The sequence below is a fragment of the Alkalihalobacterium alkalinitrilicum genome (assembly GCF_002019605.1).
In the GTDB taxonomy this organism is placed as follows: domain Bacteria; phylum Bacillota; class Bacilli; order Bacillales; family Bacillaceae_F; genus Alkalihalobacterium; species Alkalihalobacterium alkalinitrilicum.
In genome coordinates this window covers 4511230-4534406 of sequence record NZ_KV917368.1, presented here as the reverse complement: position 1 = coordinate 4534406, position 23177 = coordinate 4511230, and the positions used below count along the sequence as shown (strand labels likewise).

23 protein-coding genes and 1 pseudogene are annotated in these 23177 nt (G+C 37.0%); 6 read left to right on the top strand and 18 right to left on the bottom strand.

Features of this window, described 5'->3' with window-relative positions; all coding sequences use genetic code 11:
* Positions 1-30 precede the first annotated feature (30 nt).
* On the bottom strand, positions 31-1104 hold the full coding sequence (locus BK574_RS21990) for a M42 family metallopeptidase (RefSeq protein WP_078430102.1): 1074 nt from the start codon (positions 1102-1104) through the stop codon (positions 31-33).
* A 187-nt stretch (positions 1105-1291) separates the two neighbouring features.
* Here BK574_RS21990 and BK574_RS21985 point away from each other — a divergent pair, with 187 nt between their 5' ends.
* Positions 1292-1594, top strand: coding sequence for a PepSY domain-containing protein (locus BK574_RS21985; RefSeq protein WP_075386220.1), 303 nt, complete (start codon positions 1292-1294; stop codon positions 1592-1594).
* Between the two features lie 69 nt (positions 1595-1663).
* Here the strand turns inward: BK574_RS21985 and BK574_RS21980 are convergent, their stop codons facing one another.
* From BK574_RS21980 to BK574_RS21960, 5 genes and pseudogenes are all read right to left on the bottom strand, one after another.
* Positions 1664-3550, bottom strand: a complete 1887-nt coding sequence (locus BK574_RS21980) for a PTS fructose transporter subunit IIABC (protein WP_078430101.1) — start codon at positions 3548-3550, stop codon at positions 1664-1666.
* A gap of 5 nt (positions 3551-3555) precedes the next feature.
* Positions 3556-4476, bottom strand: a complete 921-nt coding sequence (pfkB, locus tag BK574_RS21975) for a 1-phosphofructokinase (protein WP_078430100.1) — start codon at positions 4474-4476, stop codon at positions 3556-3558.
* On the bottom strand, positions 4473-5228 hold the full coding sequence (locus tag BK574_RS21970) for a DeoR/GlpR family DNA-binding transcription regulator (protein WP_078430099.1): 756 nt from the start codon (positions 5226-5228) through the stop codon (positions 4473-4475). Before BK574_RS21970 ends, pfkB begins: the two co-directional genes overlap by 4 nt.
* Before the next feature lie 483 nt (positions 5229-5711).
* Positions 5712-6350, bottom strand: a complete 639-nt coding sequence (gene trmB / locus BK574_RS21965; RefSeq protein WP_078430948.1) for a tRNA (guanosine(46)-N7)-methyltransferase TrmB — start codon at positions 6348-6350, stop codon at positions 5712-5714.
* Positions 6351-6515: 165 nt separating this feature from the next.
* Positions 6516-7453, bottom strand: a pseudogene (locus BK574_RS21960) (RNA-guided endonuclease InsQ/TnpB family protein).
* Between the two features lie 253 nt (positions 7454-7706).
* On the opposite strand from BK574_RS21960, the gene BK574_RS21955 reads away from it, so the two are divergent.
* Together BK574_RS21955 and BK574_RS21950 are read left to right on the top strand one after the other, a co-directional pair.
* Complete coding sequence (locus BK574_RS21955; RefSeq protein WP_078430098.1) at positions 7707-8036, top strand: YtzH-like family protein; 330 nt, start codon at positions 7707-7709, stop codon at positions 8034-8036.
* A gap of 76 nt (positions 8037-8112) precedes the next feature.
* Positions 8113-8373, top strand: a complete 261-nt coding sequence (locus tag BK574_RS21950; RefSeq protein WP_142248016.1) for a YtzH-like family protein — start codon at positions 8113-8115, stop codon at positions 8371-8373.
* 95 nt (positions 8374-8468) lie between these two features.
* Here BK574_RS21950 and BK574_RS21945 read toward each other — a convergent pair whose 3' ends face one another.
* Both BK574_RS21945 and pulA read right to left on the bottom strand, forming a co-directional pair.
* Entirely contained in the window at positions 8469-9257 is a 789-nt protein-coding gene (locus BK574_RS21945; RefSeq protein WP_142248015.1) for a phosphotransferase family protein, read from the bottom strand.
* A gap of 278 nt (positions 9258-9535) precedes the next feature.
* Positions 9536-11677 (bottom strand): type I pullulanase, encoded by a 2142-nt coding sequence (pulA, locus tag BK574_RS21940; RefSeq protein ID WP_158211722.1) that lies wholly within the window; start codon positions 11675-11677, stop codon positions 9536-9538.
* Positions 11678-11868: 191 nt separating this feature from the next.
* Here pulA and purU point away from each other — a divergent pair, with 191 nt between their 5' ends.
* On the top strand, positions 11869-12741 hold the full coding sequence (gene purU / locus BK574_RS21935; protein WP_078430095.1) for a formyltetrahydrofolate deformylase: 873 nt from the start codon (positions 11869-11871) through the stop codon (positions 12739-12741).
* Positions 12742-12813: 72 nt separating this feature from the next.
* Here purU and BK574_RS21930 read toward each other — a convergent pair whose 3' ends face one another.
* The 5 genes from BK574_RS21930 to thpR all read right to left on the bottom strand — a co-directional run bounded on the left by BK574_RS21930 (position 12814) and on the right by thpR (position 15990).
* Positions 12814-13137 (bottom strand): type II toxin-antitoxin system HicB family antitoxin, encoded by a 324-nt coding sequence (locus BK574_RS21930; protein WP_075385942.1) that lies wholly within the window; start codon positions 13135-13137, stop codon positions 12814-12816.
* A gap of 206 nt (positions 13138-13343) precedes the next feature.
* The gene (locus BK574_RS21925; protein WP_078430094.1) at positions 13344-14303 is read right to left on the bottom strand and encodes a hypothetical protein; all 960 of its coding nucleotides are present in this window, start codon (positions 14301-14303) and stop codon (positions 13344-13346) included.
* 62 nt (positions 14304-14365) lie between these two features.
* Positions 14366-15055 carry an LrgB family protein gene (locus BK574_RS21920; protein WP_075385940.1) on the bottom strand — a complete coding sequence of 230 codons (690 nt, stop codon included), beginning with the start codon at positions 15053-15055 and terminating at the stop codon, positions 14366-14368.
* Positions 15052-15417, bottom strand: a complete 366-nt coding sequence (locus BK574_RS21915) for a CidA/LrgA family protein (protein ID WP_238458070.1) — start codon at positions 15415-15417, stop codon at positions 15052-15054. The genes BK574_RS21920 and BK574_RS21915 overlap by 4 nt, the downstream gene beginning before the upstream one ends.
* A 6-nt stretch (positions 15418-15423) precedes the next feature.
* A complete protein-coding gene (gene thpR, locus BK574_RS21910; protein WP_078430093.1) occupies positions 15424-15990 on the bottom strand; it encodes an RNA 2',3'-cyclic phosphodiesterase in 567 nt (188 codons plus the stop codon).
* A gap of 183 nt (positions 15991-16173) precedes the next feature.
* Between thpR and cysK the strand changes: the two genes are divergently transcribed.
* Positions 16174-17112, top strand: a complete 939-nt coding sequence (cysK, locus tag BK574_RS21905) for a cysteine synthase A (RefSeq protein WP_075385937.1) — start codon at positions 16174-16176, stop codon at positions 17110-17112.
* Between the two features lie 78 nt (positions 17113-17190).
* On the opposite strand, the gene BK574_RS21900 is transcribed toward cysK, so the two are convergent.
* A complete protein-coding gene (locus BK574_RS21900) occupies positions 17191-17739 on the bottom strand; it encodes a hypothetical protein (protein WP_075385936.1) in 549 nt (182 codons plus the stop codon).
* 537 nt (positions 17740-18276) lie between these two features.
* Complete coding sequence (gene pepV, locus BK574_RS21895) at positions 18277-19695, bottom strand: dipeptidase PepV (protein ID WP_078430092.1); 1419 nt, start codon at positions 19693-19695, stop codon at positions 18277-18279.
* 401 nt (positions 19696-20096) lie between these two features.
* Here pepV and BK574_RS21890 point away from each other — a divergent pair, with 401 nt between their 5' ends.
* Positions 20097-20315, top strand: coding sequence for a DeoR family transcriptional regulator (locus BK574_RS21890; protein ID WP_175576473.1), 219 nt, complete (start codon positions 20097-20099; stop codon positions 20313-20315).
* Between the two features lie 77 nt (positions 20316-20392).
* On the opposite strand, the gene BK574_RS21885 is transcribed toward BK574_RS21890, so the two are convergent.
* The 3 genes from BK574_RS21885 to rodA all read right to left on the bottom strand — a co-directional run bounded on the left by BK574_RS21885 (position 20393) and on the right by rodA (position 23110).
* A complete protein-coding gene (locus BK574_RS21885) occupies positions 20393-21127 on the bottom strand; it encodes a pseudouridine synthase (RefSeq protein ID WP_075385934.1) in 735 nt (244 codons plus the stop codon).
* Positions 21114-21803 (bottom strand): hypothetical protein, encoded by a 690-nt coding sequence (locus BK574_RS21880; protein WP_075385933.1) that lies wholly within the window; start codon positions 21801-21803, stop codon positions 21114-21116. Before BK574_RS21880 ends, BK574_RS21885 begins: the two co-directional genes overlap by 14 nt.
* 128 nt (positions 21804-21931) lie before the next feature.
* Positions 21932-23110 carry a rod shape-determining protein RodA gene (rodA, locus tag BK574_RS21875; RefSeq protein WP_078430091.1) on the bottom strand — a complete coding sequence of 393 codons (1179 nt, stop codon included), beginning with the start codon at positions 23108-23110 and terminating at the stop codon, positions 21932-21934.
* Positions 23111-23177 lie beyond the last annotated feature (67 nt).

Sequence of the window (23177 nt, the reverse complement as noted above, 5' to 3'; positions counted from 1 at the left end):
AGTGCAAAAGATAGCACTACCTCACCGTTATTAGCTATTTTTCAAAATTTGCTCTAGGGCATTATTATCGGTTGTTTTTACTAACTTTGTTAATAATTCTTTTGCTGCTGCATAATCATCAACATGGACGATTGAAGCATGTGTATGGATATAGCGAGAGCAAATACCAACAACAATCGAAGGGACACCGTTATTACTCGTATGAACACGTCCTGCATCCGTTCCACCTTGTGACAGGAAATATTGATAAGGAATATTATTAGTCTCTGCGATATCTAATACAAAATCTCGAACGCCACGGTGTGTAACCATCGTTCGATCATAAATACGAAGAAGCGCTCCTTTTCCCAGTTGTCCGAAGGCATCTTTTCCACCCGTTGCATCGTTAGCAGGACTTGCATCTAAAGCATAAAAAATATCAGGTTGAATCATATTAGCTGCAGTAGCTGCCCCTCGAAGGCCAACTTCTTCTTGAACCGTAGCTCCAGAATAAAGTGTGTTCGGTAGTTGTTCTCCTTGTAATTCTTTTAGAAGTTCAATCGACAAGCCAACGCCATAGCGATTATCCCAAGCTTTAGCTAAAATTTTCTTTTCATTTGCCATTGGCGTAAATGGGCAAATAGGAACGATTTGTTGTCCTGGTTTAATACCAATCTTCAATGCATCTGCTTTATCATCTGCACCGATATCGATATACATCTCTTTAATATTCATCGGTTTATTACGTTGAGCATCTTCTAATAAGTGGGGCGGTGTTGAACCCACAACACCAATGACTGGTCCCTGATCTGTAATGATCTGTACGCGTTGAGCTAGTAGCACTTGGTTCCACCAGCCACCTAATGTTTGAAAACGGATTAGGCCTTTTTCATTGACTGATGTTACCATGAATCCAACTTCATCCATATGTCCAGCAACCATTACTTTGGGTCCGTTCTCGTTTCCTTTTTTTACTCCAAAAATACTTCCTAGTTTATCTTGGATCACTTCGTCAGAATATCTTTCAAGTTCAGAGCGAACAAAACGACGAACTTCATGTTCAAATCCAGGAGCACCAGGTAATTCTGTTAACGTTTTAAAAAGAGCTAATGTTTCATTATTCATGGAATAGACTCCTTTCGAGTTCCGAAAAAATTATGTACACGCTTATTTTACCTAAAGCTCTTCGGTTTTTCCAGTAGAAACGCAGGGCACCAACGAATGAAAATGTCTGCAACACCATTTGGAATTCTTATAAGAATTAAGTATACTCTAAGTAATAACTAAATATGAAGGTGGGATCAAATTGGGAATGAAACGCTTTGCTGTTGGAATAGGTGTTGGATTGGTCGCTGGACTTTTGTTAAGTTCTAAGCTTGGAAAAGAGCTTATTTCACCCGAAAGAGCTTTAAAGCAAGTAAAAGATAAATTATCTCATTCTTTCAATGTGACTGGGTCTTGGATTCATATGGTACCCGAAAGCTGGAACAAAAATCAGTTAGAATACACGGTTTATCGTGGGGGGTTAACGACCTCAACAGAAAATGATGAACATCTACAATACGACTTTATTGTCGACGCTAAAACAGGAACGATCTTAGATGTTACACAATAATTAAATTACGTAGTGGTTCTTGGCACCACACCACACAAAAGAGGCTGCAACCAGCAGCCTCTTAGTTTTTTATTTAACAGTTTTTTTTAATATTCCAAGCATGATCGCGGTTACGATCGCTCCGATTACAATCGCTAAAAGATACATCAATGGATTTCCACTAACAAGAGCGATAACGAAAGCTCCACCGTGAGGAGCAGGTAAGCCAATACCGAACATCATTGTTAACGCACCAGCTACAGCTGATCCTGCAACAACTGACGGGATCACACGTCCTGGGTCTGCCGCTGCAAATGGGATCGCTCCTTCAGTAATAAATGAAGCACCCATAATGTAGTTCGTTTTACCAGCTTCACGTTCTTGTTTTGTAAATTTCTTTTTAAAGAAAGTCGTTGCTAAAGCAATACCTAATGGTGGAACCATACCACCTGCCATTACTGCAGCATGCGGTCCGAAGTTACCTGCATCAATCATCGCAATACCGAACGTAAATGCAGCTTTATTAATCGGTCCTCCCATATCAATAGCCATCATTCCACCAAGAATAATACCTAATAAAATTATATTCGTAGTACCCATACCACCAAGCCAGTTTTCTAAACCTGTATTAAACGCACTTAACGGTCCTACAATCGATAACATAACCATACCAGTAAACAAAATACTTAAAACAGGGTAAAGTAATATCGTTTTAATTCCTTCAAGCGAACGAGGCAAGTTTCTGAGTCCCCACTTAATTAATACAACTAAGTAACCTGCGAGGAAACCTGCAATCAAACCACCTAAGAAACCGCCGCCGCCTGTAGCAGCAATTAAACCACCGACCATACCAGCAGCAAATCCAGGACGATCTGCAATACTCATCGCAATAAACGCAGCTAAGACTGGGATCATTAACCCGAATGCATTTCCGCCACCAATGGTCATTAACATCTCAGCCAGTGGATGATAACTCGGATGGTTTGGATCCGATGCTTCAATCCCAAAAATAAATGATAAAGCAATCAAGATACCTCCACCAATGACGAACGGAAGCATATTCGAAACACCATTCATTAAGTGTTTATAAAAACCACCTTTACTTCCTTTTTCTGATGAACCTTCTTGTTGAGATCCACCTGTAGACTGATAAACAGCAACATTACCAGAAACGGCTTTTTCAATTAATTCTTTTGGTTTGCGGATACCGTCAGTTACTGGTACTTCAATCACTTTCTTTCCTGCAAATCGTACCATTTCCACTTTCGTATCTGCAGCAACAATAATCGCATCTGCTTTAGCAATTTCATCTGTAGTTAAACGATTTTTAACTCCTCCAGAACCATTCGTTTCAACTTTAATTTGCACACCTAGTTCTTTCGCTTTTTCTTTTAGTGCATCTGCTGCCATATACGTATGAGCAATTCCTGTTGGACAACCCGTAACAGCTAAAACAAACTTTTCACTTTTAGTAGGTTCTGCATCTTCTTGGTTGCTTTTCTCTTCATTGCTCTCTTCTTCACTTGCTTCTTTCGCATCAATCGCTTGTAATACTTCTTCTTCTGTACGCGCTTCTAGTATAGCATTACGGAAGTTTGTATCCATTAAATAGGTTGCTAGACGGGACAACGTCTCTAAATGCTCATTGTTCGCCCCTTCACTAGCTGCGATCATAAAGAAAAGGTGACTAGGCTGTCCATCTAATGCTTCATAATCTACGCCGTTTTGTGAGCGTCCGAAAGCAATAGCAGGTGTTTTAACGGCTGCAGTTTTCGCATGTGGAATAGCAATACCTTCGCCAATTCCCGTTGTACTTTGTTCTTCACGAGCAAGGATTGCCTTTTTATAACCCTCTTTATCGTTCAAGCGACCAGCTCGATCTAATTGATCAACTAATTCATCTATAACTTGAGCTTTCGTTGTGCTTTTCAAGTTTAATAGCATTGTATCTTTTTTTAATAGTTGAGATATTCTCATAAGTCTCATCCTCTCTTCTTTGGTGTCAACTCTACTTCTTTTACTAACTTTTCAATAAGCTCTTGCGTACAGAAACCTTTAGAAAATGCCGTTGCACTTCCCGCAGCTATGGCATATTGAAAAGCTTTTAATCTATCATTAGTATCTTCTAAATATGCTAGAAACGTAGCAACAACCGTGTCTCCTGCCCCAACTGAATTGACGACTTCACCTTTTGGAACGCTTCCGTGAACACAATGGTCTTTATTCATAAATAAAGCACCTTTTGCAGCAAACGATACGATGATATTCTCTACTCTTTTATCTAGCAGCTGTTGAGCTAACGGAATAGCTTCATCAATCGTGTTAATTTCCGTAGAAAAGAGCTCGCCTAATTCATGATGATTCGGCTTGATTAAAAACGGGTTTTTTTCGACCGCTTGTACAAATGGCTCTCCACTCGTATCAATGACAATCTTTGCTCCTCGCTGTTCGCCGATTTCCATTAACTGTACGTAAATGTCGCTCGTTAATGTTTTCGGAACACTTCCTGCTAAAACGAGATAATCATTTGCTTGGAGTTCGCTAATAATTTGCTTTAATTGGTTTAACTGATCTTCTGAAACGTTAGGACCCAGTCCGTTGATCTCTGTTTCCTTTTCCGTCTTAAGCTTAATGTTAATGCGCGTGTCTTCCTTGACATGAACGAAACGCGAAGTGATGTCTTCTTGTTTTAAACTTTTTTCAATATAATCTCCTGTAAAGCCGCCAATAAATCCCGTTGCTACAGATCGTTTCCCTAACCTAGAAAGTACTCTTGAAACATTAATGCCCTTCCCACCTGGTTGTTTCATCTCTTCAGCACTGCGGTTTAATTCACCGAGTTGAAAATTTTCTACTTTTACTATGAAGTCTATTGAAGGATTTAATGTCACAGTATAAATCATCGGTCTACCACCTTAATATCTGTCTTCTTCTTATACGCCTTTATCACTTCTTGATCCACCGCTGAACTTGTTATGATTGTAACTTCATCGATGTCTGCAATTTTTGCAAAAGAAATTTCCCCAAACTTCGTATGATCGACAAGTAAAAATGCTTGCTGAGCTCTGCTGAGGGCACATTCTTTTACAAACGCTTCTTGGGTATCAGGGGTTGTAATTCCATATTCAGGATGAATACCATTCGCACCGAGAAACACTTTATCAAAGCGAAATGTTTCGATCCCTTGAATAGCTGCTCTACCAACAAAAGCTTTTGTTGCGGATTTTACAAGCCCTCCAATGACGTGAGTCTCAATACCATGCTCAATTAATGTATTTATATTGTTAATCGCATTCGTAACGACGACAATTTCCTTATCTTTTATGAACGGGATCATTTCGGTTACAGTCGTTCCCGCATCTAGATAAATAGAATCACCTTTATCAATAAATTGTGAAGCAAATTTTGCAATACTCACTTTTTCTTGATTGTTTTTGACTGTTTTTTCAGCTATAGTGGGTTCAATTAATCGTTTCTTAATGAGTGACGCCCCACCATGGACTCTTTTGAGCTTATTCGCTTTCTCTAAATCTGTTAAATCCCTACGAATTGTAGAATCAGAAGCGTTTGTAGCCTCTACAAACTCTTGTAACTTAACGATTTCTTTATCATGTAAAAGAGAAAGAATAAGTTGATGTCGCTCTGCAGTTAGCATTTTGGCACCTACCTCCTAGTTGCTGATATGTTTATTATAAAATGAAACGCTTTCAGAATCAATCACTTTCGATCAACTTCAATTACTTTCGATCAAAAACGTTCACATCTATGTCTTTTTTCAATCGAAGTTCACGTTATCTTTGTTAGATTAACCACTCCTTCATGCCTCTATCAGGTTTGAATTTAATTTAACTCACACAAAAAAGGTATGATGTTAAGGAAAACTTCGCATAATATCATACCTTCTCAAATTAATTTTTCTTATCTTTTAAAAGCTCTTTCACGCTCTTTGACTCATCTTTCGTTTGCGGAACAGACTTTTTATTCACCCATTGCTAAATATCCACATAAATATCTCTGGATTAACATTGTCAATGCACTCGGTACAACTCTTCACCTTACAAATCGATCTAATTTACCCAAAAAAAATACTGTATCCTATAGAAACATTCCATTTCTACAAGATACAGCCTGATATTGCTTATCGATATACTGCTTCACATCTATATATTCGCATGCCCTTTGCTGAGAACTTCTCTTCATACTCTGTCATGATATTTGCAACCATATTACTTTTATGCAAGTCTAAACTTACATTATTAAGAATCATCCCATACTTTGAAAAGCTATGAAGTGAGTACTCAAATAAATCTTGGTTATCGGTTTTAAAATGAATTTCACCATGAGGTTTAAGTAAGGATTCATAAAGTTTTAAAAAGCCCTCATGCGTGAGTCTTCTCTTTTCATGCCTTGCTTTTGGCCACGGATCAGTAAAATTAATAAATACCTGATCTAGTTCTCCTTTTTCAAAATAATCCACTAAGTTCATTACATCCTTATTTAGGAACTTTACATTTGAAATGTTATCATCCCGGACTCGTTCCATCGCCGTTATGATAACACTCGTATATTTTTCCACTCCAATATAATTAATATGAGGATGAGCTTGTCCCATTTTCGTTAAAAACTGACCTTTACCAGTTCCAACTTCAATGTGAATGGGGTTATTGTTACCAAAGATATTGTTCCAATTTCCTTTTTGTTGTTCTGGATTAGCTATCACAATTGTTGGTTCTTTATTTATTTCATCATGTGCCCATGGTTTATTTCGTAAACGCATTATGTCACTGCTACTAAAAACGTATACAACCATATACATTTAGACAATTCCTGCTTCCGCGAACCCGATTTCACCCTACGCTTGAAGTAGTTAACTACTTTCGTAGGTATAGCTCTCCACAGGCGTAAATTCCGAGGTAGCCCCCCGTACATATATACAAACTCTTTAGGTAAGTACTGTATATTCCTTCGCTTGTACCAAATTGAGTGAAGCGTTTTTATCCCGATCTGTCCTATGACCACAGGAACATATAAACACTCGGTCTTTTAAGCGTAAATCTTTCTTGACCTGACCACATTGGCTACATGTCTTACTGGAAGGATAGAATCGCCCCACCTGTCGTAACTCAATCCCATTTTCACGACATTTCGCTTCAAGCCACTTGGTAAACTCGTAAAAGCATTGCTTGGCAATGGCTTTCGATAAGTGTTTGTTTTTCATCATACCTTTGATGTTCAAATACTCAATCGTGATAAAAAATGGCTTGGTTTTGACCACCTGATTAACGACTGATTTGACGTACTCTTGACCAATATTTGCCAGGCGTTGATGAAATCGTTGCACTCGAAGGAGATTTTTCTGTAGGTTGGTACGTTTCGTAGCAGGTTCACCACCTTTCGTTTTTGTCTCTTTTTAAAAAAACTCATACTTTCGAGAAAGAGAACGTTGTTCTCTTCTTAATTTCTTCTCTAGCTTACGAACATGTACGGTCTTGTTGATGTTAGGAAATGTAGCATCGTTACTACAAACGGCAAGCGTCTTGATACCTAAGTCAATGCCAACACCTTCTTGTGTGAGTTGTTCTTCTTTAGTAGAAACTTCTACCTCACAAAGTACGGATACATAATAACGTCCTGCTTTACTTCCTACCTGTTTAATCCACTTAAATCCTTCTTGTTTCGATAAATCATTATTTACATACTTATCGAAGTCCATCCCACTCACATAACCATACTCTTGCTTCCTTGTTTGTACTGTTCGTAATGGTCACCGTTGTAGGCAAGAAAACGGTTGTACAAGAATCGGCACACACCAATCGTTTGATGAATTTTCGTTTGTTGCTCGTCCGTAAGAAGGATTTCGTTTTTAAATGCCTTTTTCATAACGAAACATCCGTTAATGTACTCCTTTTATTTTATAACGTGGTAACTGAAAAATGTTCAACTTTCAATTTTTAATTATATGTTTTTTCCCTACTATTGTATAGTTGCGATTGAAACGTTGCAGAAAAGTTTATCATTTTATTCATAAGGGTATGAGAGTAATACACGTTAGTCCTATTAAAAGGAGTTTATCATTTTATTCATAAGGGTATGAGAGTAATACACGTTAGTCCTATTAAAAGGAGGAAGTAAAGTGAAAAACTATAAACTTGTCGACACAACGCCTATGATTGAGATTTTACAAAGTCAACTCAAAAAAGGAACAAGCTCTTATTCACATTTCGAAAAGTTACAGGAAGAAATTTCTAATGTTATAAAAAAAGAAATTGACCCCAATTTCAAAGGTACCCTTCAAGAAATAAATGTATATTGTAAGACCGCTAAAGAAAGCCATAATATAGGCGAACATATTAACTTACATGACTTAAACATACAACGATGGCTTGAAGAGCTGCATCTCGTCATGACAGGAAGTGAAGCAGTAACGATTGATTATGATCAACGAAAAGGCCGAGAAATTTAACGGATAGATAGTATAACCGTGACGCATTCTAATACTACAATCATTGTAGATATTATGCTGAAAGGAAGTAACCTCTATGCCCATGAACAGTTACGATAAACTCGGTCTCCTTACTGATATTTTAAAAAACCAATCCACAGAGCAATATATGACGAAAGATGAATATGATCAAATTAATCGACTAACCGAGTCTTTAATTGCCGAAAGTCAAAACGATCCTAACTTACTACAAGCACTTCAACACATCCAACAATTAAATGTAAATAACCACCAACCTTTTGAAAATCAAGATGTAAATCAATGGCTTCAACTTCTTGATCAAACATCGCTAACATAATACCGACAAAAACCCTAAAAAAATTCCCCATATTTCCTGGGGAATTTCTCATGATTTGCCATTGTTGGGTGACCTTCTTCTTATATCGACATTACTCATAATGTATTGTCTTTAAGGAGTTCGACAAGATACTTTACCCAACGATCGACTTCATTTTGTTCATTTCTTTGCATATGCCAAAGAATAATAAAAATGGTTTGAGACACAACATACCAATGCATTCGTAATTGCAAATCATTGGATAGCGTAATGCCGTACTGATTGAGCCAACTGTCCCATTGTAGTTCTGGAATATACAAATACAATAACAAACCTAAGTCGAGGGCTGGGTCTGCAACTGTTGCTCCGTCCCAATCAATTAAATATAACTCTCCACTTTCACTTAGTATCCAATTATTATGGTTCACATCGTTATGACATACGACGAATTTAGGGTGGTCCACTTTATCTTTTTTCTTAAATAAATAAATCAAACCATGCTCTAATACCTCATCATATGACTGAAGAGAAGATAATTTCTTTTGCAGATTTTCTATTATGATGTTTGGAGTTAATGGCGAATTACCAATACGTTTGAACATATCTAACAATTCACTTGAACGATGAATTTTCCCTAATAATTGAGCTACATTCGTACCATTCATTTCGTACGATTTCAGTTCTCGCCCATTTACCCATCGCTGTGCAGTAATGACATCCCCACTTTCTAATCGTTTCGTCCAAAGCAATTTTGGAACAATGCCTTCTGCAGATAAAACGGCTAAAAATGGAGACGAATTTCGCTTTAAAAAAAGCTTCTGGTCACCCTGCTGTGCAATATACGCTTCTCCTGTTGCTCCGCCGGCAGGTGTTACATGCCAGTCGTCTCCTAAAAAAATTCCCAACCATTTCACCCTCAATTTTGATTTAATATGTTTTTCCACCATTTTATTATTTACAGTATAACTCAATTTTGTTAGTTAGCCTATGTATAAAGTAAAACTTCACGCAACTATTTCCCCATTCTTCAATCGTGGATAGTTGAGTAATCAGGTCGTTCCTACTAGCCAGGTTCCAATATTGACTTCTTCAATTTCAAAAGGACCGAGTGATGTTTAAAATAATTATACACAATATTAATTATACAGAATCATGAAGCAGAGCCGCTATACTTGACTCTGCTTTACACCTGAAATAATACTTTTGTACTGATTGGAAGAATTTTTATAGATGTTTCTTTTTCAGAATACAATGGTATCAAATCTGCCCTCTCATCGTCAACGATTACAAACCACTCACCTTTATAAGGTAAGTTGAGTTCGATAGTTGACCAACTCCCATTATGAATTACAGCAATCCTATTCCATTCATCTATTCCAGATAAGTTGTCTAACATATACCCGATGACATGAGGCGGTGTATGAAAAGGTTTCATATGTTTTTCCACTTGTTCCATCGAGTTCAACCGAAAAGCGGGATGTTTTTTCCGAATAGAATTTAAGCCTTTAATATATTCGACATTGTCTATAAACTTCGCTTTACGATCCCAATCAAAGGCATTAATCGAATCAGGAGCGTTATAACTATTTTCTACTCCATATTTCGTCCGAAAAAATTCTTGTCCTGCGTGGATAAATGGAATACCTTGAGCAGTTAAAACGATCGATGTTCCTAAACGATGCATTTTATAACGAAATGCTTCTGGGTCTCCACCATTGGAAAGAGTAAGTTTATCCCATAAAGTATGGTTATCATGACATTCTATATAATTTATCGATTGTTGTGGATTAGAAAAAAGTTGATCATGCGGATGAAACATTCCCATCGTCCCTGAAATAACTTCTTTTGTAGATTCGGTTTGTTCGGCGTTCCCATTGATAAACCCTTTATCTAAATGGTTAAAGCTACTCCCTTTCAAGCGGTCCCGAAAACGATCATTAAAGAAGCTTATATTTGGTAGCATTTTAGCTTGTTCGAGCACTGCTCTTTTTTCAGCGGGGTATGCGGTTGGTAAATTCCATCCCTCGCCAAGTAACACAATCGATGGATTGATTTCATATAAACGGTCTGCTATTTTTTTCATCGTTTCCAAATCTAAAATTCCCATTAAATCAAATCTAAATCCATCAACATAGTACTCTTGTGCCCAATACGTAACACAATCTAAAATAAACTTTTGGACCATTTTTCGTTCTGAAGCAATATCATTGCCTACCCCTGTACCATTGGAAATTTGGTCTTTCTCGTCATATCTAAAAAAATAGCCTGGAACAATCTTTTCAAAATCGCTAACTTGCCAAATATATATATGATTGTATACAACATCCAAAATCACTCGAAGTTGATGTTGGTGCAATGTTGAAATTAAATTTTTCACTTCTATGATCCGTGCATAAGGATCTTCTGGATAAATAGAGTAGCTTCCTTCTGGTACAAAGAAATGCGTAGGATCGTATCCCCAGTTGTAGCTATCTTGCTTTTCTTCGTCGATACTCCCAAAATCGTTAATTGGTAATAATTGAACATGTGTTATTCCTAGTTGTTTAATATAATCTAACCCCGTTACTGTTCCATTACTTCCTGTTGTATGTTCTTCAGTCCACCCTATATATTTGCCTTTCTTATCAATTCCACTTGTCCTCGCTATCGTAAAATCTCTTATATGAGCTTCATAAATAATAGTTTCATTTCGTTTATGGAACGGCAATTTTCTTGGCCAATCGACTGGGTTCGTTTTTGACAAATCAATAACCATTCCTTTTAGACCATTAATGGTTAGTGCTTTCGCGTATGGATCGACAGCTTCATTCCATATTCCATTTACACACACTTTATATAAATAAAATAATCCATTTTGGTCACCTGGTAATGATAATTTCCAAACACCCTTTTGTTTTCGAACCATTGGAATTTCTATTCCTTTTTCCTCTTGCCATTCATTAAAAACGATTAATCTTACTTCTGTAGCTGTTGGTGCCCAAACTTTAAAAGTTGTACTTGACTGTGAATAAGTAGCCCCTAAATCATTATCTTCATAGTAAAACAGGTCATCAAACGCATTAGTTCGAACGACGCTACCAACTTCCACTAGTAGACTATCACCAAGTTTAGTATCTAATGTGTATTCTTTGCCAAATTCAACTGGATCTAGTAACTGTAACATATATTGCCTATTCGACTGTTCTTTAACGTTGACGATCGGTATTTCTTTTTTTCCTGTTCGTAATTTAAAAAAATCATGCGATAGTTCAATTGTGGAGGACATGATGACTGTTATTTGATCAACTTCATTTATTATTGCTTTTTCTACACGACAATCCCTCATAAGCATGCCCCCTTACATTCTCTATACTACATTATATTTAAAATGTGGATCATTTGTTAGTTGTTGATTACTAATAATTTAAATTATACGTCTTTTAATATTCAGACACCCATGGTTTTACTCTTTTCTTTTTATATAGAAACGTGGTAACCTTTTACTAAAATGTTTTGAGTAAGGGAGAAAAAAAGAATATGTTGCAAAAAAATTTAGAAAACCGCGCAAAATTATTAATATCATGTCCAGACCGTCCAGGTATTGTTTCCGCTATTTCAAATTTCTTATATAAACAAGGAGCTAATATTGTTCAATCAGATCAGTATACAACCGACCCGGAAGGCGGAATGTTTTATATGCGGATTGAGTTTGATCTAAACGATTTCGATACAGCATTCCCGCGCATTCAGTCCGAGTTTTTACCCATTGCTGAAGACTTCTCTATTGAATGGCGACTTGAAAGTGAAAAGCGCATTAAAAAAATGGCTATTTTTGTCTCAAAAGAAGATCACTGCTTATTAGAATTATTATGGAAGTGGCGGTCAGGAGAATTAATAGTGGATATTCCATTAGTCATTAGTAACCATCCTGATCTAAAAGAAACAGTGGAATTTTACGGTATACCGTATTACCATATTCCAGTTACTAAAGAAACAAAGGCTGAAGCGGAAGAAAAACAAATTCAATTACTGAAGGAATATGATATTGACTTTATCGCACTTGCTAGGTATATGCAAATTTTATCTCCAAGCTTTGTAAGTGAGTTTCCGCAAAAAATTATTAACATCCACCATTCTTTTTTACCTGCTTTTATTGGGGCAAACCCTTATCAAAGAGCTTTTCAACGTGGGGTAAAGCTTATAGGAGCAACGGCACATTACGTAACGGATGATTTAGATGAAGGTCCAATTATTGAACAAGATGTCTTACGTGTAAATCATCAATATACAGCTGATCAGCTTAAAATCGTCGGTCGTAATGCTGAACGATTGACATTGGCAAGAGCGGTTACTTGGCATAAAGAAGATCGCATTATCACTTTCGGTAATAAAACGATTGTATTTTCATAACAAAGATAATTAGGCTGCCAAAGATGTTTGGCAGCCTAATTATATCCTATGTACGAAAAGAATCGAACAACCCTATTCATTCCATTCTTTTATAACAATATTCACTTGTTCAAACTCACCTTTAGACATCGCAGGTTCAATCATGAGTAATGGTCGATGTCTACCCTTTATCTTCGGAATTTCAGTAAGACCTTGTTTCTTTAACCAGAGCTGAACGGCTATTGCTAAGTCTTCTTTAGCTTCTTTATATGTATCTCCATAACCTATACAGCCATCGAGTCCCTTTACTTCAATTGAATATTCTTCATGCCCTTTCCAATTGAATTGCCTTCGTACTAGCCATGAATATTGTTGTAAATCTAATATATTCTGAAACTCTTGATGTCCGTAGTTCATACAAATCCCCTTTTTATACATGTTTTAAGAGACTGACTCCATAACAATTCCCCTCATGAACTTCAATAAGACCAATTTGATCCTTATCATCATGAGGGTTCTTATTAAAATCAGCCTTTTGTATTTCTCCTCATAAGAAGAGATTATATCCATTTTCCAATCTAAATATTCACCCTATATGAACTTGGTGCTCCGTGCACAAAACTTTAATCAATATCTTTAACAATTTGCCGTATATGAGCTGAAATGTGGCAATGGTCTAGCAATATTTTTGCGATTTTTAACTGCTGGCTTTTAATAGGAGATGGATGTCTTCTTTGTCTTTCATGCCACCTCGCAAAGGAGCGCTTATCGATAATCTCGACTTTTAACCCTTGCGCTATATTATCAACAAGACAATCTTTTGCTAACACTGTTTTTTTTATTGGAAATTCACAATTGTTTTCCTGCATTATTTCACTAATAAGGCTAGCCATTCTGTTTAAAGAAACAACTGGACTTAATACTTTTCTTTCACTTTTCCCCACTAATTCGACCCAAAAGCGATCTGATGATGCTTGGAAAATACTATGTTCCTTACCCTCTAACTTTGTTATGCATTGAACCTCACTAGGGGTAATTAAAATAATGTCCATATCGACGGGCGCTTGCTTAATCCAAAACACAGGTGCATACATTAATAAATAATTATCAGGCAGTTGTTGTGTAAAAAAGCGTAACTGTTCGTCATATTTATACTTTGGGTTTAGATACGATTGTTCAAGAATACTTGAACTCGCCCACATCAATTGAGATAGAAATAAGTCATCTAAAAATAACTCCCTTAAATGATTAACATTTCTTGCTTTTAAAGTTAGCTGATCTTTCTCTTCCTCGACTGTTTGGGAAATGGGTATTTCTTCTTGCTTTTTTCGTTTTCCTAATAAACTCCACGATTTAAATTTCTGAACGGCACTCATCCACATATTGAACGTTTTTTCATGTTCATGACTTAATAATTCATCCTGGTCCATGTGAGGACTCATTTCAGTAGCCTTTAATTGTTCCCATTCATTTTTTAAGTAATACCAACGTTCTTTTTTCATCCTTGTATATTGAGTCGGATATCGTTGCATATCCATTTGATATCTAGAAATATAGTCTTCTAATTTAATTAAGTGGGCCAAAATATGAACCTCCACATCGTACTTATATATCTATTATACTTTATTTTAGACGGTTACACTTACTAATATAATAGAAAAACGAGCATCGGGCCTACTATTGAAACAACGATCGCACTTAATGTCATTGCTACTGAACTTGCAGCTCCTTCTTCCTCGCTATTCTCTAAGGCTTTTGCCGTTCCAATGGCGTGAGAAGCACTTCCTGTTCCGATACCTTTTCCGATATAATGGTTAATTTTAAACCATTTAAAAAAGTAAGGGGCTAGAACAACTCCACCAATCCCTGCAACCATAACAAATACCGCAGCCAATGGGGGAGCACCGCCGAGCGTTGCAGCGACTTCCATCGCAACTGGAGTCGTCACCGATTTCGGAATTAGAGAATAAACTACCATCTCTTCAACGCCCATCCATTTGGCTAATTGTAAGCCACTGACAATTCCAATAATGGCACCAACCAACACACCGACAACAATCGACGTAAAGTATTTTTTCAACATTGATAACTGCTTATATAAAGGGTAAGCGAGAGCAACGACGGCAGGACCTAATAACTTCTCAATCCACTCTCCACCCACTTTATACGTATCGTATGGAATATTAAATACTACTAATATACAAATCATGACTATCGTTGCAACGACTAACGGAAGAGTAAATGGATAAGGATATTTTTGATAAAATAGTCTAGCACCAATATAGACGATAATTGTTAAGCCAATAAAAAAGAGCGTCATTAAGATATTCATCATAATTTCTGCTCCTTTCTTGTCGCTAAAAATTGACTAAGTGCTCCAGAACTTACCATGACGATTAAAGTGCTAATTAGCGCAATAACCACAAGAATAAATCCTTTTCCAGAAAAAACATCAATAAAATTTAATACTCCCACTGTGACAGGTAAAAATAATAAAGGCATATGTCTCAATAACATTGAGGTTCCATATTCAATCCAGTTGGGTTTAATCACTTTTGTCGCAAATAAAACAAACAATAATAACATTCCTATAATACTTCCTGGAATAAACAAATCAAATGTTTGCTGAATCAATACTCCGGTCCAGTAAAAAAGATATAAAATTGCAATATGAAGGACTATACGTATAATCGTCAAAGAAAACTACTCCTCTTTTTGCAAGAAAAAAGTACGAATGGGTTCATACATTGGACTTTTCCCTAGATGTGATTGATATAAATGGACTTTATCCACTTTCCATGAACTCTTATTTTCTTGATTAAATAATTCCGTGGCCTGCGGTAGAGAAAAGTTGTCATCTCCCTTCCATCGCCTTGCTAACGTAATATGAGGGCGATATGGACGCTTTTCTATATCTAAATTCAGGGAGAGACACGTATTTGCAATATCTTTTTGTAATTTGAATAGTGATAGCTCATTTTCAACACCAGACCAAAAGATTCTCGGGCGAGAGTTTTCCCCGAATGTATTAAGATTACCTAATGTTAACGAGAAAGAGTGATGTTTTTTTATTAACTCATCTAACTGATCACTTAAATGGTGTAACAGTTTTTTTTCAATATGGCCTAAAAAAACAAGTGTGATGTGTAAATCTTCGGGGTGAACCCATTTTTGAAATGGGAAATGACCAATGTTCCGATCTTTCCATTCCGATAAAAATTTCTGAACTTGTCCTGAAACAGGGACCGCTAGAAAAAAATGAGTTTTCATAAAAAAACATCCTTTCTAAGATAGTTTAACGAATTTCTCATATTTTGTCGTTACAATTTTTGTAAAAATCGACTGAGTCTTTTGAATTTACATATAACCAATATAGAAGATAGGAATTATCTTATTATCTATGATAAAATAAAACAATAATTTATTGTTAACCTAAAATAAGGAAGTGACTATATGCGAGTTGTCAACAATATAGCGGAATTAATCGGTCATACCCCTTTAGTGAAATTAAACAAAATTGCAGATAAAAATGGTGCATCTGTTTATTTAAAGCTTGAATTCTTCAACCCAAGCGGAAGTGTAAAAGACCGTGCCGCTTATCAAATGATCATTCAAGCCGAAAAAGATGGTTTATTAAAACCAGGAGCGACAATCATTGAACCCACAAGTGGCAATACGGGAATAGGTCTCGCAATGAACGCTGCTGCTAGAGGCTATAAAGCCATCTTAACAATGCCTGATACGATGAGTGAAGAGCGTATTAATATTCTTAAAGCATATGGTGCAGAAGTTGTATTAACCGAAGGCGATAAAAAAATGCCTGGTGCGATTGATAAAGCACATGAGTTAGCAAAAGACATTCCAAATAGCTTTGTGCCGATGCAATTCGAAAACCCAGCAAACCCTGATGCACATCGTTATACAACTGCTGTCGAAATTAAAGAAGCACTCGACAGTATCGGAAAGAAATTATCTGCGTTTGTCGCCGCTTCTGGTACGGGCGGTACGATTACAGGGACTGGAGAAGAGCTCAAGAAATTCTATCCGAAAGCTACTGTCCATGTTGTCGAGCCTGCGGGATCCCCTGTTTTATCTGGAGGAAAGCCTGGACCACATAAACTAGTTGGGACAAGTCCTGGATTTATTCCCCCAATCTTAAACGAAAACGTTTATAATGAGATTAAAAAAATTGAAGATGAAGATGCCTATTGGGCATCCATTGAACTTGCTCGTAAAGAAGGCATACTTGTTGGACCTTCTTCTGGAGCTGCTTGCTTTGCCGCTCTTGAAGTAGCGAAAACATTATCACCAGATGATGTCGTTGTTGCCATTGCCTGCGACACAGGTGAACGTTATTTATCAACAGACCTATTTGATTTTGAAAAAAAATAATGAGAAAAGAAGGCTAACTCATATTTCCTTAGACTTAACAATAACTGTTGAGGAAGGCAAATGATGAGTTAGCCCTTTTTAATTGATTGAATTTGCCATATTAATTAAATCCTGTATGGATACTTTATCCTCAATTCTTTTGCTATTCGCTAAAATATACTCCCAATCTCCTTTATGAAAAATCAAGATATTATGGTATCTGTCCCTTAATTGAATTGCTTTCCCGCCATCACCTAATATAAAGGTCTGTGCAATTTGTGCTTTATTATATATTCCTTGCTCTACAGGGATAATAAACATTTTAATTTGCTCTTTTGGTTGGTTTTCATTTACATATTCGATTTCTAATTTGGGTGGATAACTGTACGAATCAATAATTCCAAACGAGTGAGTTATCTCAATAGGTGGCATTTTTATAGGTAGGTTTACTCTCTTTTGGTACAATTGCTCAAATTGTTTCACGGCAGCGCTTTTCGTTTGATAGCCCATAATCTCATATTGCTTTTCAATTGACTGAGACTTCCAATACAACTCATTATAATAGTCCTCAGCATGCGCAAAAACACTACTGCCTCCAAATATAAACAAACTGGAAAAAAGCAAGAAAAACAACTTTTTATGGACCATAAAAAAAACCTCCCTCTGAAATAACGTATGCAGTCATTATTATTCTTTCACAAGCCCACTTTATACAAAGAAAAGCGAAGTCGCCTGGTTAGCACCGACCAGCAAATGTTCTGGCAGGCTAAAGTTCGCTTTTTAACTTTTGTCCTGACAGGTTATTTGTCCTCGAGGAGCTGGCGACTGCAGCTAGACAAAGAAAAGCGAAGTCGCCTGGTTAGCGCCGACCAGCAAATGTTCTGGCAGGCTAAAGTTCGCTTTTTAACTTTTGTCCTGACAGGTTATTTGTCCTCGAGGAGCTGGCGACTGCAGCTAGACAAAGAAAAGCGAAGTCGCCTGGTTAGCGCCGACCAGCAAATGTTCTGGCAGGCTAAAGTTCGCTTTTTAACTTTTGTCCTGACAGGTTATTTGTCCTCGAGGAGCTGGCGACTGCAGCTAGACAAAGAAAAGCGAAGTCGCCTGTTTAGCTCCGACCAGCAAATGTTCTGGCAGGCTAAAGTTCGCTCTTTAACTTTTGTCAACCACCTCAACTCACCAGAAGCTTTAATCTTTTGCAAGCTCGTATATGGCTTGAGCATAAATGGCTGTTGCTTTTAATAAATCGTCGATGAAAATATATTCATCTCTTTGATGCGCGACATCTTCACGCCCTGGAAAGAGTGGTCCAAATGCAACACCCGCTTCTAAAGAACGTGCATAGGTGCCACCACCTATTGAAATAAGCTCCGCTTTCTCGCCGGTTTGCTCTTCATATACTTTTGATAAGATTCGAATAAGAGAATGCTCTTTATTAACATGATGCGGTGGTGAATGATCAAGTATCTTTAATGAAAATCCGTTTTTTTCGGCTACTGAATGAAGATTGTTAATCATTGCCTCACCATTTTTGGTCACAGGATACCGTATATTTAAACCCACACTACCTTCATGCCCTGCTTCATATGAAATAAGTCCACAGTTTACCGTTAAGTCTCCTGTAATCTCATCTGTAAAAGCAATTCCTAAGTGATTTCCTCTAGAGTCGTTTGTTAAATAACTCGTTATAAAATCGATAAACTGTTTTCCTTCATCTTTTTGTAGAATTCCACTCAGAAATTGACTTAAATACAATCCTGCATTAATACCATGCTTCGGTTCCATTCCGTGTGCGGATTTTCCTTTGACTATCAAAGACAATTCATCTGAACTATTCGTCGTTAAGCCGTTTAGGTTATGTTTGTTTAAAAATAATTGAAATTGATTTGCTATCGCCAACTTTTCCTCATTTTTAACTGCGATCGTTGCTTTTGCTTCATCAGGTACCATATTTAGTCTTCTGCCAGATTGAAACCGAACTAAGCTATGCTTCGACTCACCACTGTTTCCACTAGAGCTATAGCGCAACTCAACATCACAAATTCCTTTTTCTGCATAGATAATCGGAAAATCAGCATCCGGGGCAAAGCCAACCGTTGGCATTTCCTCATGCTTGAAATAATGGTCTACACATTGCCATGTGCTTTCTTCATCCGTTCCAATAATCATTCGTACACGCTTGGACAAGGGTAACCCTAAGTCTTTCACGATTTTCATCGCATATAGAGCTGCCATTGTGGGTCCTTTATCATCAATAGCCCCACGAGCAACAACTTTTCCATCTACCAATTCAGCAGCAAAAGGCGGGCTTGTCCACCCTTCTCCTTCGGGTACAACATCAACATGGCACAGAATGCCGACAGATTCTTCTCCTTGACCAAATTCAATGTAACCAGCATAACCCTCCAAATTTTTAACATGAAAGTTACATTCTTCACCTTTTTTTAATAAAAAATTTAAAGCATCTTTAATCGAAGTACCAAACGGCTGTCCAGGTCCTGCACTCGATTCATCCAAAACACTTGGTATCTGTAGGAATTTTCTAGTTTCACAAATAAATTCAGCTTTTCTTTTTTCCACTTCTTTTTTCCAATTAATACTTGACAATTCACCTTCACAGCCTTTCGAATGTCCTAAAATGTAGCACGGTACTTTGCTAAATTGAATGAATTATTGTACAATAAGTAACAAGGTGGGAATTGATGTGAGTTTTAGCCAGTAATGGTTGCGAATGTTAGTCAGATACAGCAAACTTTAAGTATTATAAAAAAGTTTAATGGCAACACAAGCAGCTTTTGCAGTGAACTTAATTGATGAGACTTCACAAATCAACACCAAATAGACATCAGACTCTCACCAACTCTAGGACATAACATTGATATTAAAGGCTAATGTCCTATCACTGCTCATTCGACCAAGCAGCCATAAATGTAATTGGCACGAATGAACATTACCCCCCTTTAATACAATGGTTGTAAGGACGATCATTTATAACAAGGAGTGGTTTTTTGAAAGCTTCAACTGATCGAATGCTGACTCGAATTAAGTCTATTTACCTCTACATTAAACAAAGGGGGACTGTCACGACGAATGAATTGGTTGAAGAGTTTGGAATAACTCAAAGAACGATCCAAAGAGACTTGAACGTCTTAGAGTATAATGATTTAGTACTTAGTCCTAGCCGCGGCAAATGGACCGTAAACAAGAAGAAAACGAAAGTATCTTAAATATGCATGCACTAGAAACAGCCACTTTGGTCATGTGGCTGTTTTTTCTTTATTATAAGTAACCTCTCTCAATATTATTAATCAATAGCGATATTACGACCTTGAGAATTTCGTAATAACTCCACTTCCTCTTCCGTCATTTCACGATATTCTCCCAGCCGTAAACTAGGATCTAAGAGTAGCGGACCAATTGATATTCGTTTTAGTTCCAACACCTTTTTATCGACGGCAAGAAACATCCGCTTGACTTGATGAAATTTCCCTTCCGTAATCGTTAACTCAATGGTTGAAATAGGACCTCCTTCACGAATTACGAGATGTCCTGGCTTCGTTACATATCCATCATCAAGCTCAACTCCTGCCTTAAACTTCTCAACATCTTCTTCAGTCACTTCTCCTTTAACTGTCGCTACGTATGTTTTAGCGACATGCTTTTTCGGCGACATTAATTCATGAGAGAGTTTTCCATCATTTGTTAAAATGAGGAAGCCCTCTGTGTCCTTATCCAACCTTCCCACTGGAAATGGTTCATAGATCGCATGCTCAAACGCTAATAAATCAATAACGGTCTCATGTTGGTTATCTTCTGTTGCTGAAATCACTCCTTTGGGTTTATTCAACATTAAATAGATGTATTCTTTATAATCTACTTGTTCACCATGAACCGTTACCGATTGTTTTTCATGGTCAACGTGAAATTTACCGTCTTTGATTGTTTCTCCATCCACATGAACGACTCCCGTTTTAAGTAATCGTTTCACTTCTTTTCGCGTTCCAAAGCCGACGTTAGCTAGTAGTTTATCTATTCTCATTGTCAGACACCTCATTCTGCTTCTCAATCTCTACTAATAGGTTTCGACCAAACCCTCCTAGTTTTCCATGACAATAACTCTTAATTACTCCTCTTACAGTTACTTCTAAGGAATGGTCAATCCACTTTTCATTTAAACCCTTTTGATATAGTTCTTTTTTTAATGACATTGCTAATTCAAGTGCCGCTTTTGTCGCTAATTGATTGATGAGTATTACATCTTCCTCTTTCCCTTCAAGCACTGTCATCTCTTTTGTAAAAAATGATTGAAGCCAACTTCTTTCTGCAGAGAACTCCCTAGGGACAATTATTAACCCTTTTTGTTCCACAGCCATTTGGTCCGCTTGGCCGATACATTTGCACGGTACGATTGTTCCATACGGAATGGATTGCTGCACTTCATGTTGTAACAGCGCTGTTGCCATATGAAAAAAAATCGTGTCTTTTTGAAAGTATTGACCATATGTAGTAAAAAAATGTTTGTATTCCGATGCAGGTAACGCTAAAAAAACATGAGTTGCGTTAGAAAATTGCGTAGGCTTCGCTAAGTTCACGTTTAACTTTTGATACTCCTCTTTCTTTTTTTCACGTGTATGAAACACATATATTGCTTCTTTGCTATTGATAAATGGTAATAGACCTTTCGTAAGCCGACCAAAACCAACAAATAAAAGCATTCATAGTCCCCCTAACATAACATGATAAGTTCTACTAAAAAAGTGCCCAACACCGATTCATGAGTATAGTGGTACTTAATTAGCTACACTATAGCTCATGAACCTACCAATGGTGTGGACACTTTTTATTAAACTTCTTCGGTTTGAAACATATAATGTCTCGTTCTCATATTCACATTTAATACAATACCAATTGCAATCATATTTGTCATTAACGCACTTCCCCCATAACTAACAAAAGGTAAGGCAAGACCTGTAATTGGCATTAAACCAATCGTCATCGCAATATTTTGAAAGATTTGAAAGACTAATAATCCGACGATCCCTGAAACTAAATACGTTCCAAACAAATTATTACAACTAAACGCAATAACAATCATTCGATAAAACATTAAAAAGTAAATGACAATCAGTATTGTTGCCCCGAGGAAACCAAATTCTTCCCCAATGACTGTGAAAATAAAGTCGGTATGGAGCTCGGGAACACGCGCAGGTTCACTTTGAGTTTGAGCTCCTTGTAGAAACCCGCTTCCATATAGCCTTCCTGCACCGATTCCTTTTAACGCTTCAACCAATTGATAACCGTAACTCCCTGCATTTTCATGCGGAAACAACCAACCATAAATTCGTTCCATCTGATGATTTTTAATAATTTTATTAAATATTTCAAAGTAATTATTGTGTAACCAAACTAAAAAACCAATGCCTCCTATAACACCTGTTACAAGTAAGGTTAACATTTTCCAACCGACCCCAGACATTAAGACCATCGTTGCCATAATACTAGCAATAACAAGTGCTGTTCCTAAGTCAGGTTGTTTTAAAATTAGAAAAAAAGGCGGTAAACCGATAGCAGCTACTTTAGCAACAAGAAAACAATCAGATTTAAACCCTTTTTCCCGCCCATCTTTCGTAATTCGATATAATAAATGAGCAAGTGCAATTACTACGAAAATTTTTACAAATTCCGAAGGTTGAAAAAGAACCCCCCCGAATCCAATCCAACGTTGTGATCCATTTTGAATCACCCCAAAAAAGTCAACGAGCAACAATAATATTAAGCCGATTAAATAAAACGGTATTGAGAAGTTCCGAAATAGATCATAATCAAGTACCATTGCACTAATCATTAAAAAGATACCAACGACAAACCACACTAATTGCCGCTTCACAAAATAAGTCGGGTCACTCGAAAAATATTGACCCGAACCACTATAAATTGCCATTAAACTAATACACATTAATAAAAATAGTAAAAATAACAACGTATAATCAATCTGCTGTAAACTCGATTTACGTTCTTCCATAATTTCCTCCATCTATAAGAAAAGCGCAAGCGCCCGTTCAAGGCGCTGGAGCTAGACATCACTGACA

Excerpts from the sequence above, each read along its gene's own strand:
- thpR (WP_078430093.1), bottom strand. The coding sequence starts at position 15,990 with ATGAAAACTCATTTTTTTCTAGCGGTCCCTGTTTCAGGACAAGTTCAG.
- pulA (WP_158211722.1), bottom strand. The coding sequence starts at position 11,677 with ATGAGGGATTGTCGTGTAGAAAAAGCAATAATAAATGAAGTTGATCAA.
- trmB (WP_078430948.1), bottom strand. The coding sequence starts at position 6,350 with ATGCGTTTACGAAATAAACCATGGGCACATGATGAAATAAATAAAGAA.
- BK574_RS21900 (WP_075385936.1), bottom strand. The coding sequence starts at position 17,739 with ATGGTCCATAAAAAGTTGTTTTTCTTGCTTTTTTCCAGTTTGTTTATA.
- cysK (WP_075385937.1), top strand. The coding sequence starts at position 16,174 with ATGCGAGTTGTCAACAATATAGCGGAATTAATCGGTCATACCCCTTTA.
- purU (WP_078430095.1), top strand. The coding sequence starts at position 11,869 with ATGTTGCAAAAAAATTTAGAAAACCGCGCAAAATTATTAATATCATGT.
- BK574_RS21880 (WP_075385933.1), bottom strand. The coding sequence starts at position 21,803 with ATGCTTTTATTTGTTGGTTTTGGTCGGCTTACGAAAGGTCTATTACCA.
- BK574_RS21885 (WP_075385934.1), bottom strand. The coding sequence starts at position 21,127 with ATGAGAATAGATAAACTACTAGCTAACGTCGGCTTTGGAACGCGAAAA.
- BK574_RS21985 (WP_075386220.1), top strand. The coding sequence starts at position 1,292 with ATGAAACGCTTTGCTGTTGGAATAGGTGTTGGATTGGTCGCTGGACTT.
- BK574_RS21950 (WP_142248016.1), top strand. The coding sequence starts at position 8,113 with ATGCCCATGAACAGTTACGATAAACTCGGTCTCCTTACTGATATTTTA.
- BK574_RS21980 (WP_078430101.1), bottom strand. The coding sequence starts at position 3,550 with ATGAGAATATCTCAACTATTAAAAAAAGATACAATGCTATTAAACTTG.
- BK574_RS21970 (WP_078430099.1), bottom strand. The coding sequence starts at position 5,228 with ATGCTAACTGCAGAGCGACATCAACTTATTCTTTCTCTTTTACATGAT.
- BK574_RS21930 (WP_075385942.1), bottom strand. The coding sequence starts at position 13,137 with ATGAACTACGGACATCAAGAGTTTCAGAATATATTAGATTTACAACAA.
- pfkB (WP_078430100.1), bottom strand. The coding sequence starts at position 4,476 with ATGATTTATACTGTGACATTAAATCCTTCAATAGACTTCATAGTAAAA.
- rodA (WP_078430091.1), bottom strand. The coding sequence starts at position 23,110 with ATGGAAGAACGTAAATCGAGTTTACAGCAGATTGATTATACGTTGTTA.
- BK574_RS21920 (WP_075385940.1), bottom strand. The coding sequence starts at position 15,055 with ATGATGAATATCTTAATGACGCTCTTTTTTATTGGCTTAACAATTATC.
- BK574_RS21990 (WP_078430102.1), bottom strand. The coding sequence starts at position 1,104 with ATGAATAATGAAACATTAGCTCTTTTTAAAACGTTAACAGAATTACCT.